15 protein-coding genes are annotated in these 17225 nt (G+C 36.3%); 12 read left to right on the top strand and 3 right to left on the bottom strand.

All coding sequences use genetic code 11. From position 1 onward, the window contains the following. The first annotated feature begins 14 nt into the window (after window positions 1-14). From Q5N69_RS14205 to Q5N69_RS14180, 6 genes are all read left to right on the top strand, one after another. Window positions 15-302, top strand: coding sequence for a YcgL domain-containing protein (locus Q5N69_RS14205; RefSeq protein ID WP_304369682.1), 288 nt, complete (start codon window positions 15-17; stop codon window positions 300-302). A gap of 72 nt (window positions 303-374) precedes the next feature. After that, a complete protein-coding gene (locus Q5N69_RS14200) occupies window positions 375-1403 on the top strand; it encodes a lytic transglycosylase domain-containing protein (protein WP_304369681.1) in 1029 nt (342 codons plus the stop codon). Between the two features lie 312 nt (window positions 1404-1715). Continuing rightward, window positions 1716-2252, top strand: coding sequence for a YcgN family cysteine cluster protein (locus Q5N69_RS14195; protein ID WP_304369680.1), 537 nt, complete (start codon window positions 1716-1718; stop codon window positions 2250-2252). A gap of 204 nt (window positions 2253-2456) precedes the next feature. Further along, window positions 2457-3992, top strand: coding sequence for a Re/Si-specific NAD(P)(+) transhydrogenase subunit alpha (locus Q5N69_RS14190; protein ID WP_304369679.1), 1536 nt, complete (start codon window positions 2457-2459; stop codon window positions 3990-3992). A gap of 8 nt (window positions 3993-4000) precedes the next feature. After that, window positions 4001-5404 carry a Re/Si-specific NAD(P)(+) transhydrogenase subunit beta gene (gene pntB / locus Q5N69_RS14185; RefSeq protein WP_304369677.1) on the top strand — a complete coding sequence of 468 codons (1404 nt, stop codon included), beginning with the start codon at window positions 4001-4003 and terminating at the stop codon, window positions 5402-5404. Between the two features lie 275 nt (window positions 5405-5679). Beyond that, entirely contained in the window at window positions 5680-6645 is a 966-nt protein-coding gene (locus tag Q5N69_RS14180; RefSeq protein ID WP_304369676.1) for a D-hexose-6-phosphate mutarotase, read from the top strand. Window positions 6646-6812: 167 nt separating this feature from the next. On the opposite strand, the gene mutH is transcribed toward Q5N69_RS14180, so the two are convergent. Beyond that, a complete protein-coding gene (mutH, locus tag Q5N69_RS14175) occupies window positions 6813-7490 on the bottom strand; it encodes a DNA mismatch repair endonuclease MutH (protein ID WP_304369741.1) in 678 nt (225 codons plus the stop codon). 166 nt (window positions 7491-7656) lie between these two features. On the opposite strand from mutH, the gene rppH reads away from it, so the two are divergent. From rppH to Q5N69_RS14145, 6 genes are all read left to right on the top strand, one after another. Next, window positions 7657-8163 carry an RNA pyrophosphohydrolase gene (rppH, locus tag Q5N69_RS14170; RefSeq protein ID WP_304369740.1) on the top strand — a complete coding sequence of 169 codons (507 nt, stop codon included), beginning with the start codon at window positions 7657-7659 and terminating at the stop codon, window positions 8161-8163. A gap of 138 nt (window positions 8164-8301) precedes the next feature. Next, entirely contained in the window at window positions 8302-10572 is a 2271-nt protein-coding gene (gene ptsP / locus Q5N69_RS14165; protein WP_304369675.1) for a phosphoenolpyruvate--protein phosphotransferase, read from the top strand. A gap of 155 nt (window positions 10573-10727) precedes the next feature. Continuing rightward, entirely contained in the window at window positions 10728-11522 is a 795-nt protein-coding gene (locus Q5N69_RS14160) for a sulfite exporter TauE/SafE family protein (protein WP_304369674.1), read from the top strand. A 276-nt stretch (window positions 11523-11798) separates the two neighbouring features. Beyond that, entirely contained in the window at window positions 11799-12632 is an 834-nt protein-coding gene (locus tag Q5N69_RS14155) for a thymidylate synthase (protein ID WP_304369672.1), read from the top strand. 132 nt (window positions 12633-12764) lie between these two features. Then, window positions 12765-14345, top strand: a complete 1581-nt coding sequence (locus tag Q5N69_RS14150; protein ID WP_304369670.1) for an FMN-binding glutamate synthase family protein — start codon at window positions 12765-12767, stop codon at window positions 14343-14345. Between the two features lie 111 nt (window positions 14346-14456). Continuing rightward, complete coding sequence (locus tag Q5N69_RS14145) at window positions 14457-15041, top strand: YqaA family protein (protein WP_304369668.1); 585 nt, start codon at window positions 14457-14459, stop codon at window positions 15039-15041. Window positions 15042-15376: 335 nt separating this feature from the next. Here the strand turns inward: Q5N69_RS14145 and Q5N69_RS14140 are convergent, their stop codons facing one another. Together Q5N69_RS14140 and Q5N69_RS14135 are read right to left on the bottom strand one after the other, a co-directional pair. Beyond that, window positions 15377-15670 (bottom strand): hypothetical protein, encoded by a 294-nt coding sequence (locus Q5N69_RS14140; RefSeq protein ID WP_304369667.1) that lies wholly within the window; start codon window positions 15668-15670, stop codon window positions 15377-15379. A 341-nt stretch (window positions 15671-16011) separates the two neighbouring features. Continuing rightward, entirely contained in the window at window positions 16012-17049 is a 1038-nt protein-coding gene (locus Q5N69_RS14135; RefSeq protein WP_304369665.1) for an IS110 family transposase, read from the bottom strand. Window positions 17050-17225: the final 176 nt, after the last annotated feature.

Here is a 17225-nt window from a genome sequence, read left to right as displayed (position 1 = left end):
TTGTAGGTTTACTTATGTTGTGCACCATTTATAAAAGCTCTAAAAAAGCTCAAACATATTTATTTGTTACTAAAAGGAATGACTTTTCTAGTGTGCCAGAGGCATTAATGTCGGTATTTGGTACGCCAACTTTAGTGACAGTAATGAACCTTGCAGACAAATCAAAATTAGCAATGGCCGATATTGATGCTGTTAAAGAAAAGTTGAAGGATCAAGGTTATTATTTACAGTTACCGCCTCCTCAAGAAAACATGCTAGATCAACATAAAATAGACATGAAAAAAGCAAAACAGGTTAGTTGATATTTAATAAAAGGAATTGTATTTGTGCAAATAACTTCATTATTCAAGAACAATGCTTTAACAGGAACTTCTATGTTAAAAAAAATTATACTCTCTAGTACTATTTTATTTGCATCTTATGCAGCAGCAAATGATGCTGTGGCAGAGAAGCCAAGCTTTGAAGCTTATATTAAAGCAATAAAAGCAGAAGCACTTCAGAAAGGTTACACGCCTGAAATAATAGACAGCAGTTTCGCTAACGTAACTTTTCATCAACGTGCAGTAAAAGCAGATAAAAGTCAGCCAGAAAACGTTGAAACTCTCGATACTTATTTACCTAAACGTGTCCCTAACTGGAAAATTGAACGTGCTCGTAGTGAATACAAAAAGCATGAACAACTCCTCACCGAAGTTGGCGCTAAATATGGTGTACAACCACGTTTTATTGTAGCGCTATGGGGGCTTGAAACCAATTTTGGTAAAATTATGGGTAACTATAATGTTATCTCAGCATTATCAACTATGGCTTACGAAGGCCGTAGAGAAGCCTTCTTTAAAAAACAATTATGGGCAGCATTAACTATCTTACAAGAAGGTCATATTTCAATTGAAAATATGAAAGGCTCTTGGGCTGGCGCTATGGGACAAAATCAATTTATGCCAACATCTTTTCTTAGCTATGCGGTAGATGGCGATGGCGACGGTAAAAAAGATATTTGGGGAAATCATGCCGATGTATTTTCTTCAATGGCTAACTATTTAAAAAATGAAAACTGGAATGATGATCTAACTTGGGGACGACAAGTAAAATTACCTGAAGGTTTTGATACGAGTTTAGCTATTCCTAAAAATACAGGTAGTCGCGCAAACTGGTTAAAAGCTTGGAGTAGAACTGAAAAAACTCTCGCACAATGGCAGGCATTAGGTGTTAGACGTACCGATGGTACTAATTTACCTGAAGCTGATTTAACGGCTGCTTTAGTTTTCCCTGATGACGCTAATGGTAGAGCTTATTTAGCTTACGATAATTACAAAAGTTTGATGCACTGGAATTTAAGTTACTACTTTGTAAGTTCAGTAGGGCATTTATCAGACCGCATTAAGTTTCCACCAATAGATTAACGTCTATTCAAGATAAACACTTGAGCTGAGTAGTGTTAGCACAAGTGTTTATCTTTGTTTTACACCTAATAGCCTACTGTTACGTGTATAATCCTAAATAAACCATTTTCATTAATAGATCAGTTTATAGAGCGTGAGCTACACTTAATGTGAGGCTAAGCATTTTAATAAAATAAACACTCTGTCTATACTTAGAAACTAAAACAAAGAATAAACGAGTAGTTACAACCTGTTTTATTACAGGTTAACTAGCTAATAACAAGTTAGAACAATTTCATATATTGTATTCAAAAAGAGAGAAGAGAAAAGCGCATGCCAAAGAAATCAGCAAAGGTTGTTAAGCCCGTTGTAACACCTTTTTGGGAAAGTAAAACCCTGTCAGAAATGTCTCGAACTGAATGGGAATCCTTGTGTGATGGTTGCGCTAAATGTTGTTTAAATAAGTTTATTGATGATGAATCAACAGATGAGTCAACTGAGCTTTTACCAACAGATCATATTCAAGAAGGCGAGCAAATTCATTACTCGAATATTGCCTGTTTTTTACTTAATGAAAAATCATGTCAATGCACTAAATATGCAGAGCGTACAACCCTTGTACCTGATTGCGTGCGTTTAACACAAGACAACCTAGATGGTGTGTTTTTTATGCCTCCAAGTTGTACTTACCGACGCTTACAAGAAGGTCGTGGGATACCATCTTGGCACCCATTACTGCACAAAGGTAAAAAGACAGCTATGCATAATGCGGGTATGTCAGTTAGAGGGAAAATAGTGAAAGATGACGATATTAGTATCGTGCATTTTGAAGATTATATTGTTTCTTGGCCTTTGGAAGATATCGATTAACTCGAAAGATTTACCTTTCAGTTTGTAAGTTACCCCTTTCATTCTTTACTTTCATTATTTGTACATCTTTGCTACGGTTAATAATAATACTAGGTTGACTCATTAATTGAGCTGCCTGGTATTTATCCATCCCTATCAGGGGATCCTAATTTCGCACGATGGATTTTATGTATCGACAATAAAACATAATAATAAAGGTGAACTATGAATATTGGTATACCCAAAGAGGTGCTGTCGGGGGAGAATCGAGTTTCTGCCTCACCGACATCGGTAGCTGCGCTAAAAAAGCTAGGTTTCGATGTTAATGTGCAAAAAAATGCAGGGAAAAAAGCTAGTTTTACAGATCAAGAATATTTAGATGTTGGCGCTGAACTTGTTACCAAAGCTAATTGCTTTCAGTCAGACATTATACTTAAAGTAAACTCTCCAACCCTTGAAGAAGTTTCTCAAATGAAAGATGAGAGTCATCTCATCAGTTTTATCGCTCCAGCTCAATCGCCTGAGTTACTCGAAGCTTTAAAAGAAAAATCTATTACAACCTTTGCCATGGAAATGGTACCAAGAATGACACGCTCTCAGTCAATGGACGCATTAAGTTCAATGGCAAATATTGCAGGCTATCGTGCTGTCATTGAAGCGACTCATAATTTTGGCCGTTTTCTTACAGGACAAATTACAGCAGCAGGTAAAATGCCTCCAGCTAAAGTTATGATTATCGGTGCAGGTGTTGCTGGCCTTGCTGCTATTGGTACTGCTAGTAGTTTAGGGGCTATTGTTAGAGCCTTTGATACTCGCCCTGAAGTTAAAGAACAAATTGAAAGCATGGGTGCTGAATTTTTAGAGCTTGATTACGAAGAACCTGAAGATACAGGTTCTGGCGATGGTTACGCTAAAGAAATGAGTGCAGCATTCATTGAAGCCGAAATGGCACTTTTTGCTAAACAAGCTAAAGACGTCGATATTATTATTACCACAGCCATGATCCCAGGTAGACCCGCACCTAAGCTGATCACTGAAGCTATGGTAAAATCAATGAAAACAGGTTCTGTTATTGTTGACTTAGCTGCGGCAAGTGGTGGTAACTGTGAACTAACCGTTCCAGGAAAAATTGCTGATGTAGAAGGTGTGCATATTATTGGTTATACCGATCTTGTATCGCGTTTACCTAATCAAGCCTCGCAGCTTTACGCGAACAACTTAGTTAATTTACTTAAACTAGTGTGTCCTGAAAAAGACGGTACTATTCAAGTAGATTTTGACGATGTTGTTGTAAGAAATATGACAGTGGTTAAAGGCAATGAAATAACTTTTCCACCACCGCCAATTCAAGTTAGTGCTGCTCCAGCAACTAAACCTGAACCTGCTGCTAAAGTGGAGCCTGAGCCAGAAGTACCCACAAGTCCATTGAAAAAATATGGTTTGATGGCGGGCGCTGCTTTATTGTTTGGTTGGGTAGCGAGTGTTGCTCCTGCAGATTTTATCTCTCACTTCACGGTTTTCGTTTTATCTTGTGTAATAGGTTACAACGTTGTTTGGAATGTTAGTCATTCGCTTCATACACCACTAATGAGTGTTACTAATGCTATTTCAGGCATTATTATCGTTGGTGCTTTATTACAAATAGGGCAAGACAATACCATTATTCAAGTTTTAGCTGCGATAGCCGTACTTATTGCCACAATTAATATTGTTGGTGGTTTTATGGTAACAAAACGCATGTTAAAAATGTTTAGAAGATAGGAGGCACTATGGAATTTTCAAGTGGATTTATTAGTGCTGCATACCTAGTTTCAGCATTGTTATTTATATTTAGTTTGTCAGGCTTAAGTAAACAAGAAACGGCTGAAAGAGGCAACTGGTTTGGTATTGTTGGTATGAGTATCGCTTTAATTGCGACCATTGCTGACGAAAGAGTGTCAAACGTAGGTGTGATCATTGTTGTTATGATTATAGGAACCGTTATTGGTTTACGTTTAGCGAAGAAAGTTGAAATGACAGGAATGCCTGAACTAGTCGCTATATTACATAGCTTTGTTGGTTTAGCTGCTGTTTTAGTTGGCTTTAATAGCTTTTATGAAATGTCGAGTCATCCTGTTGGATATTTAACTTCAGCTCAGCAAATGGAAACTAATATTCATTTAACTGAGATTTTCTTAGGGGTGTTTATTGGTGCGGTTACTTTCACCGGATCTGTAGTTGCTTTTGCTAAATTACGAGGTTTAATTAATTCAGCTGCGCTTATGTTACCTCAACGTCATACCCTTAATTTAGCGGCGTTATTATTCTCTTTTATGTTAATGCTTAGCTTTGTTGAAAATGATGGCAGCTCGGCTGCATTATATATTATGACAATTGTTGCTTTATTGTTTGGTTGGCATTTGGTTGCATCTATTGGTGGTGCTGACATGCCTGTAGTGGTTTCAATGCTTAACTCATATTCTGGTTGGGCAGCAGCGGCAGCAGGCTTTATGTTAAGTAATGACTTATTAATTGTTACAGGTGCATTAGTGGGCTCGTCAGGTGCGATATTATCTTACATTATGTGTAAGGCGATGAATCGCTCGTTTATCAGCGTTATTGCCGGTGGTTTTGGAACAGATGTGGTTATTGATACAGATAAATATTATGGCGAGCATGTGGAAGCAACAGCTGAAGCGGTAGCTGCTTTATTAAGTGATGCTAAATCAGTGGTTATTACGCCTGGTTATGGCATGGCAGTAGCTCAAGCGCAATATCCTGTTTATGAAATGACACGCATCCTAAAAGAAAAAGGCATTAATGTAAGATTTGCTATTCACCCTGTTGCAGGAAGATTACCAGGTCACATGAATGTGTTATTAGCTGAAGCTAAAGTACCTTACGATATTGTTTTAGGTATGGAGGAAATTAATGATGACTTCCCTGAAACGGATGTGGTGCTGGTTATTGGTGCTAACGATACCGTAAACCCGGCAGCTGCAGAAGATCCAACAAGCCCTATTGCAGGTATGCCTGTATTGGAAGTTTGGAATGCTAAGAATGTTGTGGTTTTTAAACGTTCAATGAGCACGGGTTATGCAGGTGTTCAAAATCCATTATTCTTTAAAGATAATACACAAATGTTATTTGGCGATGCGAAAGATTCAGTAGAAGCCATTTGTCGTTCTTTATAATTTTTTGTATTTTTTAGAAGAAAGTTAGAGTTTATTTAAACGAAAATTTGAGCCATTTTTACGATCGCTAACACGGTTGGAAAAATGGCTTTTTATTTTTATTACTTTGAATGCCTTTAAATAATCCATAAGAACAAATTAAATCACTTATAAAATCTTTTTTATCCTTTCGCACTATTTCCCTTTACTCTAAAATGTAATTAATTAACCCGAATAGGGGGTAATCAACTTAGTCTTACTCCGTTTTCTATAAGCGTTTTATATTTAGGATCCTCATGTCATCAGATAGTATTGAAAAAGCAGCACAAATCATAAATCAACATAATGAATTTGGTGCTGTAGAACAAACCCGCTTCTCAGATAAAAATATATTAACAACCACTGATGGCTTGCAAATAGAGCACAAACTTTTCAGCGCATCTATCAGTTTGTATGGCGGACATGTTGTTTCTTGGCAACCTAAAGGACAACAGCCTGTATTTTGGATGAGTAAAGACTCTTTGTTTGGTAATAATAAGGGCATAAGAGGCGGAATACCTATTTGTTTACCTTGGTTTGGTGGTTTTGAAGCTGATTTATTTCAACACAACAAAAACCTTGATTTTACTCATGTTGATAAAGCGTTATTAGCGAATCATGGCTTTGCGAGAACATCATTATGGCAAGTAGAAGATATCGAAATAACTGAAAATACAGTTAAGGTTGTTCTAAGCCAACAAGGTGAAAATAGAACGCCAGCTTGGGATATCGCCTATCAATTAAAACAAGAAATAGTGTTTGGTGAATCATTTTCACAGAAGCTATTTATAGAAAACAAATCAGCTAAAGATGTTGAATACACAGGCGCTTTACACAGTTATTTTGCCGTTGGTGATCCTCAAAAAACTCACGTTAATGAATTATCTCAGGTAAATTACTTCGATAAACTATCAAACACTTTTGATAACTTCAGCACATTAGAAAACTGTAAAGGTCCTATTGATCGTGTTTATCAATCAAATAATGTGATGAATATTGTAGATAATGCTTGGCAGCGTACTCTAGAAGTGACTTCTTCTGATTGTCATCAATGGGTTTTATGGAATCCAGGGAAAGAAACCGCTGATAGTATGGATGATATTCACTCGCAAGGTGAAAATGAATATGTTTGTTTAGAAGCAGCAAATACTTCACCTGTAATAATTCCAGCTCATTCAACAGTAAGTTTTGCACAAAGCATTTGCATTAAAGAGCATGGGTAAGAGGGGATTATTAATCGGTAATTAAATATTGATAATCCTTTTTAGTATGTAAAAGAAGTCATTGGTTATTTATTTGTTACGCATCTTTATACCAAGCTTCTTTTAGTGAATACCCGGTTTCCAATCTTTATTCTGATGCTTTTATATTCTGGTGTTCGGGGCTCAGATTAATTAATCCTCAAATGTTTTTTTAACAAATGATGAGTAAAAGTAGTTTTTAAATAAAATCCTCTGGGTAGCGTCATAAACGGTTGCCCATTTTTATTTACCGCTTGAGTTTTTGCTTGGCTATTGGCGGCTTTAGGTCTTATTTGAAGCACTTGTCCGTGTTTACCTGTAATGTTTTCTACTTCACCTAAAACAATCATGTCTGTTAGTTCTTGCCAGTCCATCGCCATTAAATGCTCTTCTTCAGGCGAAGGTGACCAGATAAAAGGTGTGCCAATTATGCGATCCGGTATCGCTATTGAACGCTCAGCAATAATAGGAACCCATAATACACGCGCAAGTTTGTTTTTAATGTGACTGTTTTGCCATGTAGCTCCCACTAAATCTTTTAATGGTGTTACACACACAAACGTGGTTTCTAACGGTTTACCTTCACGTGTGATGGGAAGGGTTTTTAATTCTATACCTAAATGAGGGAAGTCTGGCTCTGGCTTTGAACCGGCGCTTGCGCCAAGGACTTTTTCAAGTAGTAATCCTACCCAACCTTTTTCTTTCTTTAAATCTTGTGGAACAACTATGCCTTCATTACCCGCAACTTCGCCTAACGTTAGTCCAGATAATGCATTTGCTCGTGTTAATAGCGTTGTTTCGTCTTGTGGGATATTTATTTTGATAATAGTCGGTCGTTAAGTTGTTTTGTCTATTATACTAATTGAATAAATGAATGCACCTGTTAGCGATTATTATTGCCCTAAATGTCTGGTATCAAGTGAATTTTTATTTGCTCCAAAGCCTATTGTGTGGAAGAATCAGTTAACTATTGAAAATTTGTCGGGAGCTCCTTTGATAGATGCTGATGGCTATCGAGCCAATGTCGGCATAGTAATAATCAATGATAGGGGACAGGTATTTTGGGCAAGGCGTTTTGGACAACATTCTTGGCAATATCCACAAGGTGGTATAGACAAGGGTGAATCAGCAGAACAAGCAATGTACAGGGAACTTCAGGAAGAAGTTGGTTTAAAACCTGAACATGTAAAAGTTGTTGCTTCGACCAAACACTGGCTTAGATACAAACTACCGAAGCGTTTAATAAGACACGACAGCAAACCGTTATGTATTGGGCAAAAACAGAAATGGTTTTTACTTAAGCTAACGTCTAAAGAATCATCTGTAGATTTACTAAATTCAGAGCATCCTGAATTTGATGATTGGAGATGGGTAAGCTACTTTTATCCAGTAAGGCAAGTTGTTTCATTTAAGCGTGAGGTTTATCGAAAAGTAATGAAAGAGTTTTTGTTACCAGCTATGCCCTCATATCGATCAGAGCGTCGTAAACGCCGTAACTGATTATTATTATGTTTAATCTAATAGCTTACATATCCTTGTAGGCTATTTTTTATTTTCACTTTCACTTAATTTATTTTGGAATATAAAAATACAGCTTAAAGAGCAGTTCAATACAACTATAAAATAAAAGGGAGATACATGTTAACCACCTTACGTCGCATCGTACTTGAGTTTAGCCGTAATGCAGAGCTAGAAAGCGCATTATGTCAAATGGTTACTCAGGTTAAGGAAGCATTAAATACCGATTGTTGTTCAGTATATTTAGCCGATTATACTACCGAACAATTTGTATTAATGGCATCTGATGGTTTAGCGAAAGATGCGTTAGGTAATACCCGTATTGGATTCTCAGAAGGTTTAGTTGGTTTAGTTGGCCAACGTGAAGAACTCCTAAATATTTCAAATGCACACGAACACCCACAATTCATTAAAACCCCACTAGTACAAGAAGATGATCTTAATGCCTTTTTAGGTACGCCAATCATTCATCAACGTAAAGTACTGGGTATTCTTTCAATTCAACAACGTGAAGCGCGTAGCTTTAATGAAAACGAAGAAGCTTTTCTTGTAACTTTATCTGCTCAATTAGCTATGGCATTAGTGAATGCTGAAGCGCGAAATAACTTTGCTGAAATTAATAACCAACACTCAAAAAAATTACAAGGTGTAAGTGGCTCTTCAGGTGTCGCTATTGGTGAGTTAGTTGTTATAGAGCCTACGGTTAATCTTCAATCGGTTGTATTAAAAAAACAATATAATATCCCGAAAGAATTAAAACTTTTTCATCAAGCTATTACTGATACCCGCCATGAAATAAACATCATGGCTCAACAGTTAAGTGTCATCATTTCTGATAGCAGTTTAGATATTTTTGAAATGTATAAGCAGCTTCTAGACAATGCAAATCTTGGTTTAGAAATTGAAAAGAAAATTCATGAAGGCTGGAGCGCTCAAAGTGCATTAAAGATAGTTGTTGATAGTTACACTGTTAAGTTTGAAGCTTTAGAAGATAGCTATTTACGTGAAAGAACCAGTGACATAAAAGATTTAGGTAATCGGTTACTGGCTAACTTATTAAACAAAAATGAAAAAATTAACGAGTCACTTGATAGCTTTATATTAGTAGCTGAAGATGTAACGGCTGCAATGTTAGCTGAATATCAACACCGTGGTTTAAAAGGTATTGTGTCGTTTGCAGGTTCAAATAACTCGCATGCAGCGATACTGGCTAAATCTCTTGGTTTACCCGCTATTATGGGCGTTGATAAAATCCCATTAGGACAGCTTGATAGGCAAGTTGCTATTGTAGATGGTTATACAGGCGAGCTTTTCATTGCACCAAATGATTCACTGTTAAAAGAGTATCAGCATTTAATTGAAGAAGAATACGCTTTAGCTGATAAAGTCAAAACAGTTGAAAAATTACCTGCTATCACCTTAGATGGTAAGTGTATTGAACTGCAATTAAATGCTGGATTGTCTTCAGGATTTGAACATTCTACAACCTTGGGCGCCATGGGAATTGGTTTATATCGAACTGAAATTCCATTTATGAGCCAAAGTTACTTCCCTTCTGAGCAACAACAAACCGTGTTGTACAAACAGGTGTTAGCAGCTTTTCCAAAGCAAAGCGTTACCATGAGAACGCTAGATGTTGGTGGTGATAAAGCTTTACCTTATTTCCCTATTGTTGAAGATAATCCATTTTTAGGTTGGCGTGGGATCAGGATCACACTTGATCATCCTGAAATCTTCTTACAGCAAGTTAGAGCAATGATCCGAGCCAATTATGGTCATAATAATTTAGAAATTATGTTACCAATGATATCTAATATCTCTGAAGTTGATGAGTCAACGCGCTTAATTAATCAAGCCTATTATGAATTATCGGCTGAGCTTGGAATTAAAGACAAATCTACCTTCTTAAAACCTAAAATAGGGATGATGATTGAAGTACCAAGTGTTATTTTTCAGCTAAAAGAATTTGCCAGCAGAGTTGATTTCTTTTCAGTAGGTTCGAATGATTTAACCCAGTATTTACTCGCAGTTGATCGTAACAACGCACAAGTTGCAGATTTATACGATGCTTATCATCCAGCAGTATTACGTGCATTAAAAACAATTGCCGATGAATCAAATAAATACTTAGTGCCATTAAGCTTATGTGGAGAACTTGCGGGTGAACCAACAGGCGCTTTATTATTATTGGCTATGGGATACGATAAGTTAAGTCTTAATCCTCACCATATTGCTAAAATAAAGTGGGTGATACGTCATGTTGAAATGCAAAAAGCTAAAATTATTTTATCTCATGTTTTATCTTTCAGTTCAGCTAAAGAAGTACATAGTTATTTAAGAGAGCAGTTTGAAATTTTAGGGCTAGGGGGCTTTGTTCGCGCAGGTATGTAATTTTTAATTCATTAATCAACCCATTAACCCGAACAAAGTTTAACTAACTACATATTGTATTGAAAATAGTGTATTGGAAATTTTCTCAGGTCTCACAGTATTGAATGACAAGAATATTGTGCTTACAAACCTAACCACCTTTATCGCAGAGGGATATGCTTAGTATATTTATCGTATCATGTGTTTTTCTCGGCATTTTTGTCGGCTTCCTATCAGGCCTTTTAGGCATTGGTGGCGGGCTAGTTATTGTCCCAGTACTTATATATTTATTACCCTCATTAAATATTCCTATAGAGCTTGTAGTGCCTATCGCGTTGGGTACATCTTTATGTTCAATTGTAATTACCTCGTTTACTTCGACCATATCTCATTATCGTAATAATAATATTCCTGTGTCCCTTACTAAAAAGTTTATTTTGCCGATTGCTTTGGGAGCTTTAGGAGGTTCGTTAATTGCAGATTTACTTTCTGTTGATTTATTAAAAAATATTTTTGCTATCGCGGTATCTATCTTAGCGTTTTACATGCTGTTCTCGGTCAGAATTACCAAGAAGTTTCCATTACCAAATAACGTTTTTATCTTCATTATTGCCTATGCTTGTGGCGTTATTGCTAGTTTGATGGGGATCTCTGGAGCGGTAATTTTAATACCTATTCTTAGCTTTTTTGGCGTGCCGTTGCGCCATGCTATTGGTTTAGCTACAACTTGTGGAACCGTAGTCGCTGCATTTGGCAGCTTGGGTTATATAATTTCAGGCTTTGGTGTTGCTGCACTACCCGAATGGAGCATGGGGTACGTATATTTACCTGCTTTAATTTCTGTTGCTATTACTTCAACAATTTTCGCTCCAATAGGCGTTCGATATGCTTCTAAACTTCCTGTAAAAACATTAGGGTATTTCTTTGCGTTTTTCCTTTTAGTTGTTGCCTTGAAAATGATATTTGCTTAAAACGATTGAATCTTTCGTTTCATTGTTGATATGTATATTTATATAGATAATTTTTTAACAAATGGCTTATTCTCGTTAGCTAAGCGTTTAAAATTCTATTATTATATCCCTCATAAAAATACTCATCTTGCTGTAGACGTTTCACTAATTAATTACTCCATTTTATTTGAAAAGAAAAGTGCTGAATTAAAGCATTTAATCATTCGTTATTTGAAGTACTCAATTAAACCGGGATTAGTATCAACTACTTTAAAACGCTATTTATAGGAAATTTCCATGCAAGCATACTTAGATTTAATGCAACATGTACACGACAACGGTGTAGATAAATCAGACCGAACAGGTACAGGAACACGTAGTGTTTTTGGCTATCAAATGCGTTTTGACCTATCTAAAGGCTTTCCATTAGTTACCACTAAGAAGTGTCATTTAAAATCTATTATTCATGAATTGCTATGGTTTATAAAAGGCGAATCAAATATTGCTTACTTGAAAGAGAATGGCGTTAAAATTTGGGATGCTTGGGCGACTGAAGAAGGTGAGTTAGGTCCAGTTTACGGTGTTCAATGGAGAAATTGGCCGTCAGCTAATGGCGAAACGATTGACCAGTTAGCTCAACTTATTCATGATCTTAAAACTAACCCTGATTCGCGCAGACATATTATTACGGCATGGAATCCAGCATTATTGCCAGACACTTCTATTTCACCATCTGAAAATGCAGCATTAGGCAAACAAGCTTTACCTCCATGCCACACGTTATTTCAGTTTTATGTGCTAAACGGAAAACTCTCTTGTCAGCTTTATCAACGTAGTGCTGATATTTTCTTAGGTGTACCATTTAATATCGCCAGTTATGCATTATTTACCATGATGATTGCACAAGTGTGTGACTTAGAATTAGGTGACTTTGTGCATACCTTTGGTGATGCGCATTTATATTCTAATCATATGGAGCAAGTGAAAGAGCAACTTTCAAGAAAACCATTACCTTTACCTACAATGAAAATTAACCCTAAAGTTGACAGTATCTTTGATTTTACTTTTGAAGATTTCGAGTTAGTGGGTTACGAATCTCATCCTCATATTAAAGCGCCTATTTCAGTTTAATATCTGCTTTATATAGTTAAGCCATTGTTTCTATTACATCCTAGAACAATGGTTTAATTCATTTTTTGTATTCTATTTCATAACTTCCTCAATCAATCCTGATGGATTTTCTAGATAATAAAGGTTAAAGGTATGCTCGCTCGTCAGTGGTTTTATATTATTTCAGCAGTCTCAGTGTTCTTAATTTTATTTGCGCAGCGTTTTTGGCCTAATGCTATTTGGTTGTTTGTTCTAGCGTTACCTTTAATACTTTTAGGTATTTGGGATGTGTTTTTTAGTAAACATACTCTTTTAAGAATTTATCCAGTGGTAGGTCATATTCGTTATTTACTTGAATCTTTCCGACCTGAAATACAGCAATATTTTATAGAATCTAATCTCAACGGCAGACCAATAAACAGAGAGTTTAGAGACTTGGTTTACCAACGTTCAAAAGGTGTTAACGACACACGTCCTTTTGGAACACAGTTTGATGTGTACAAAGTAGGTTACCAGTGGTTAAGTCATTCTATGACACCATTTCATGCAAAAGAAAAAGATCCTAGAGTTACTTTCGGAAGTGGTAACAAACCATACCAAGCATCGCTTTTAAATATATCAGCCATGAGCTTTGGTGCATTAAGTAAAAATGCAATATTAGCGTTAAATAAAGGTGCTGCTAAAGGTGGTTTTTATCATAATACAGGTGAGGGTGGTATTAGTCGTTATCATCGTCAATTTGGCGCAGATCTAGTTTGGCAAATAGGTACAGGCTATTTTGGCTGCAGGAATGAACAAGGTGATTTTTGCGCTACCTCGTTTGCTGAAACTGCTCAGCAAGATCATGTAAAAATGATTGAAATTAAATTATCTCAAGGAGCTAAGCCTGGGCATGGAGGGCTTTTACCGGCTGTAAAATTAACACCAGAAATAGCTGAAATAAGAAAAGTTCCTTTAGGTAAAGATGTACTTTCTCCTCCGGCTCATAGCAGTTTTACTACACCTTTAGAAATGCTAGATTTTATTAATAAATTAAGAGAATTATCAGGCGGAAAACCTGTAGGCATTAAGCTAAGTATTGGTAATAAACGTGAGTTTTTAGCCTTATGTAAGGCAATGGTTGCAACAGGTTATCATCCTGACTTTATCACAATAGATGGTGGTGAAGGTGGCACTGGTGCAGCACCTATAGAATTTACTAACTCTGTAGGTATGCCGTTAAGAGATGCCTTGGTGTTTGTAGAAAATGCATTAACGGGATGTGGACTTAGAGATAAATTACGTATTATTGCCTCAGGTAAAGCTTTATCAGCTTTTCATGTACTGAGATTACTTGCATTGGGAGCTGATACTGTTAACAGCGCAAGAGCTATGATGTTATCTATCGGTTGTATTCAATCAAGACATTGTAACAACGATAAATGTCCTACAGGTATAGCAACACAAGATGCTGCTCGATATAACGCATTAAACTTTGAAGAAAAAGGTGAAAGAGCTTTTAAGTTTCATGATGCAATGATTAAAAATATTACCGAGTTAGCGGGTGCCGCAGGTTTAGAAAAAGTGAGCGACATACAGCCGCATCATATTAATACGCGTGTTTCTGAAAATACTATTGAACACTTAGGCCAACGTTACAATTACATTGCCAAAAATGTTCTGCTTGATGAAAGCACTATTCCTGAATCTTGGCAATATGATTGGAACTCTGTTTCAGCAAATAAATGGCAGTAGTATTTAAAGCTACTCATGATCCAGAATGGTAATTAGCCTTATAGTTTTGAGGCTAAAGCCGATGTTTTAATAGGTAATTCCGCCTTAATCTTTACATTTAAAGGGATTTTTATGGGTATTCAGAAGAAAATAAAAAAGAAAACGCGACAGTTTGTTGATTCTAAACATATGCTTAGCGGAATTACGACAGCATCCTTTTTAGAATCCACCATAGTACCTATTCCGTTAGAGGCTGTTTTAGTTCCTCTTATGCAAGCACGTCGGGAAAAGCTGTGGCTTATTGCTTTAATGTCAACCTTAGGTTGTATTATTGGGGCTTTATTTGGTTATGCTTTAGGCTATTATTTGTTTGATGCCGTGGGTGACTGGATTATTAGTACGTTTTCTTCGCCTGAACAATTTGAAAATATTAAACAGAAGATGCAAGACCAAGGTTTTTGGTTTGTGCTCACTTTGGGTATTGTCCCAATCCCTTTTCAAATAGCTATGTTAGCTGCTGGGGCGACTAAATATTCTTTAAGTTTATTTTTGCTTGCAGCAACTATTGCTAGGGCTATTCGTTATTTTGGTTTAGCTGTTTTAGTTTTTTATGCTGGCGATAAAGCTGAACATCTTATGCGTAAACATAAAACTAAATCTATGATTGTAATAACCCTTGTCATACTCGTTGTATGGGGAATAAGTAGCCTTACTTAGCACTTATTTGCTGATGATTTTTTTAAGCGTGAGATTTACCGGCTTATAGTTTCATATAGAGCTTCTTCTTCTGCAAAGTTCGGCTATTTTTTAAGGAGCCGTTTTAATTATTATAAGTAATCAACCTGCAGATTTTATATTTTGAGTAATTAGAGTAATGGTATACAACTTCTAAAAAATCTTAAATTTCATTTAGAAAATCACATGGATTTGAACACGCAATTACATTTTTTACGCTTAATCACCCGATGGGAAATAGTCTTTATTTCGTTGCAAAAATGGATTAATTATCAAAACCTGAAGTCATAGTTACTTGTTATGTGTATGACTCAAGCTCACTTTAATTTTTTTAAAGAAAGCGCCTTAACAGGATAGAAAAAAGTAGCGAATAAAACCCAGAAAAAACTTTCCTCACCACAAACAAATGAATTAAGTTCTTCTTCGTTTAATTGCAATTTAATACTTCTACACCAGTCCATTTTAACCCAGATTAAATTAGACTTTTGCAAATCAAGTTGAATTCTCTCACCAACTTTTAATGTCGAAACCTTTTCGCCATCAACGTAAACCTCCATCTTTCTAAAAATCCCAAACTTATGATTTTTACTTCTTTCGATATCAATCTTCAAAATCTATCCTTGATTGCCAAAACTAAATATACCTAACGCTTACATAAGCTGAAAAATATAGTTGGCTAAAATGGAGCGAAGCGAACAGCCCGCTTATGTGGACTCCCCCTTGTCAACAACAAAAATAATAACACAAAGAAATTAATGCATACTTATGTACGAGCTCAAATTGAGAAGCTATCTCTGGCTCTTTGATATTTACGCGAACTAATGGTCAAATCTGTTAAGCGAGCTCTGGCTCTTTGCGGGCTACTGACTTCACTAGTTGATTTTTATCTTCGTTTTGCATTTTTGTTGTTTGAACGCTTTTAAAACTACATTTTTCTATTCAATCTTTTAAGCTAAGCAGCCAATAACTCCACTTTATACTCTGTGCCTTGTGTTAACATCGCAAAAGCCGTTCTTACGGTCTTATTCGCAAGCGCAACTGCTGCACACTTCTTACCTCGACGCTCAACTAAACCTTTTAGCCAGACATCTTTCTTTGTTTTTGCTTCACGTTTTATTGCTTGGTTCACCGCAGCCATTGCACCACAGATAAGTTGGCTTCTCAATATACTGTTTTTACAGTGTTTACCTATTGAACCTAACTTAACCACACCACCTGATGAATGTTGTATCGGGGTTAAACCGATACAGGCGGAAGCATCTTTTCCCTTATTGAATACCCCTAACTCAAAACAACCCAGCGAGAGATATAAATTAATCGCATTCATTGTTCCTACACCCTCTAATTTTAGTAGCTTTTTACAGTCAGGATGTACAGAAGCTGATTTTTCCAAGCAGTCATCATACTGATGAACCGCTTTAATCAAACTGCGTAAATGCTCTTTTGCGGTATAAATGGCCTGACGACATTCAACAGATAAATCGTTCGTCGCATCTTCTAACACGTCTTCAATCGCTGAAATAATTCCGCCTTTTCTATTTGAAATACGAATATTCATCTCTAACAATAACGACACCAATTGCTTCTGCGCGGCACCTTGATGCTTAACAGCTAATTCTCGTAAGCGTTTAATGGTTTGTAGTTGCTGTTGCTCAACCGTTTTTCCACCGATAAAGGTTACATCAGGTAATAAGGCCGCTTGAATAATAGCAAGCGCATCGTTTTTATCTGTTTTTTGGTTTTGTCTAACGACAGCAACCAGCTTAGCAGAAATCAAACGCGCATCATGTCCTGCTTCAATCGCTTTTTGCTTCCAGTAGTTTGATGTACCACATGCTTCAAATATTATTGTTGCAGGTTTACTATTAATGAGCCAACAAAGAAATTCGTTCGGTGTCATCTCGATATTCAACTGCACCTTTTTGTTTGTGTAAGTACAAACTTGAATAACTTCTTTTGCTAAATCAACACCAACTTTGCTACGATACATTTCAGGACTCTTTATAATATATTTGTGTGGTAACTTTTATATTACCTCACTTCTTAGGGAGTGAGGGAGTCCAATTATCTGTTTTTAGTCCTTGTTGATTTTCTTATAGTTCGACCAAGCCACTTAATCTATTAAAGTAACTTATTATTATATTAAGTGGAACATGCTTCTGTTGG

Source organism: Pseudocolwellia sp. AS88 (genome assembly GCF_030551755.1).
Taxonomy (GTDB): Bacteria; Pseudomonadota; Gammaproteobacteria; order Enterobacterales; family Alteromonadaceae; genus Pseudocolwellia.
This window is presented reverse-complemented; position numbering and strand designations above follow the sequence as displayed.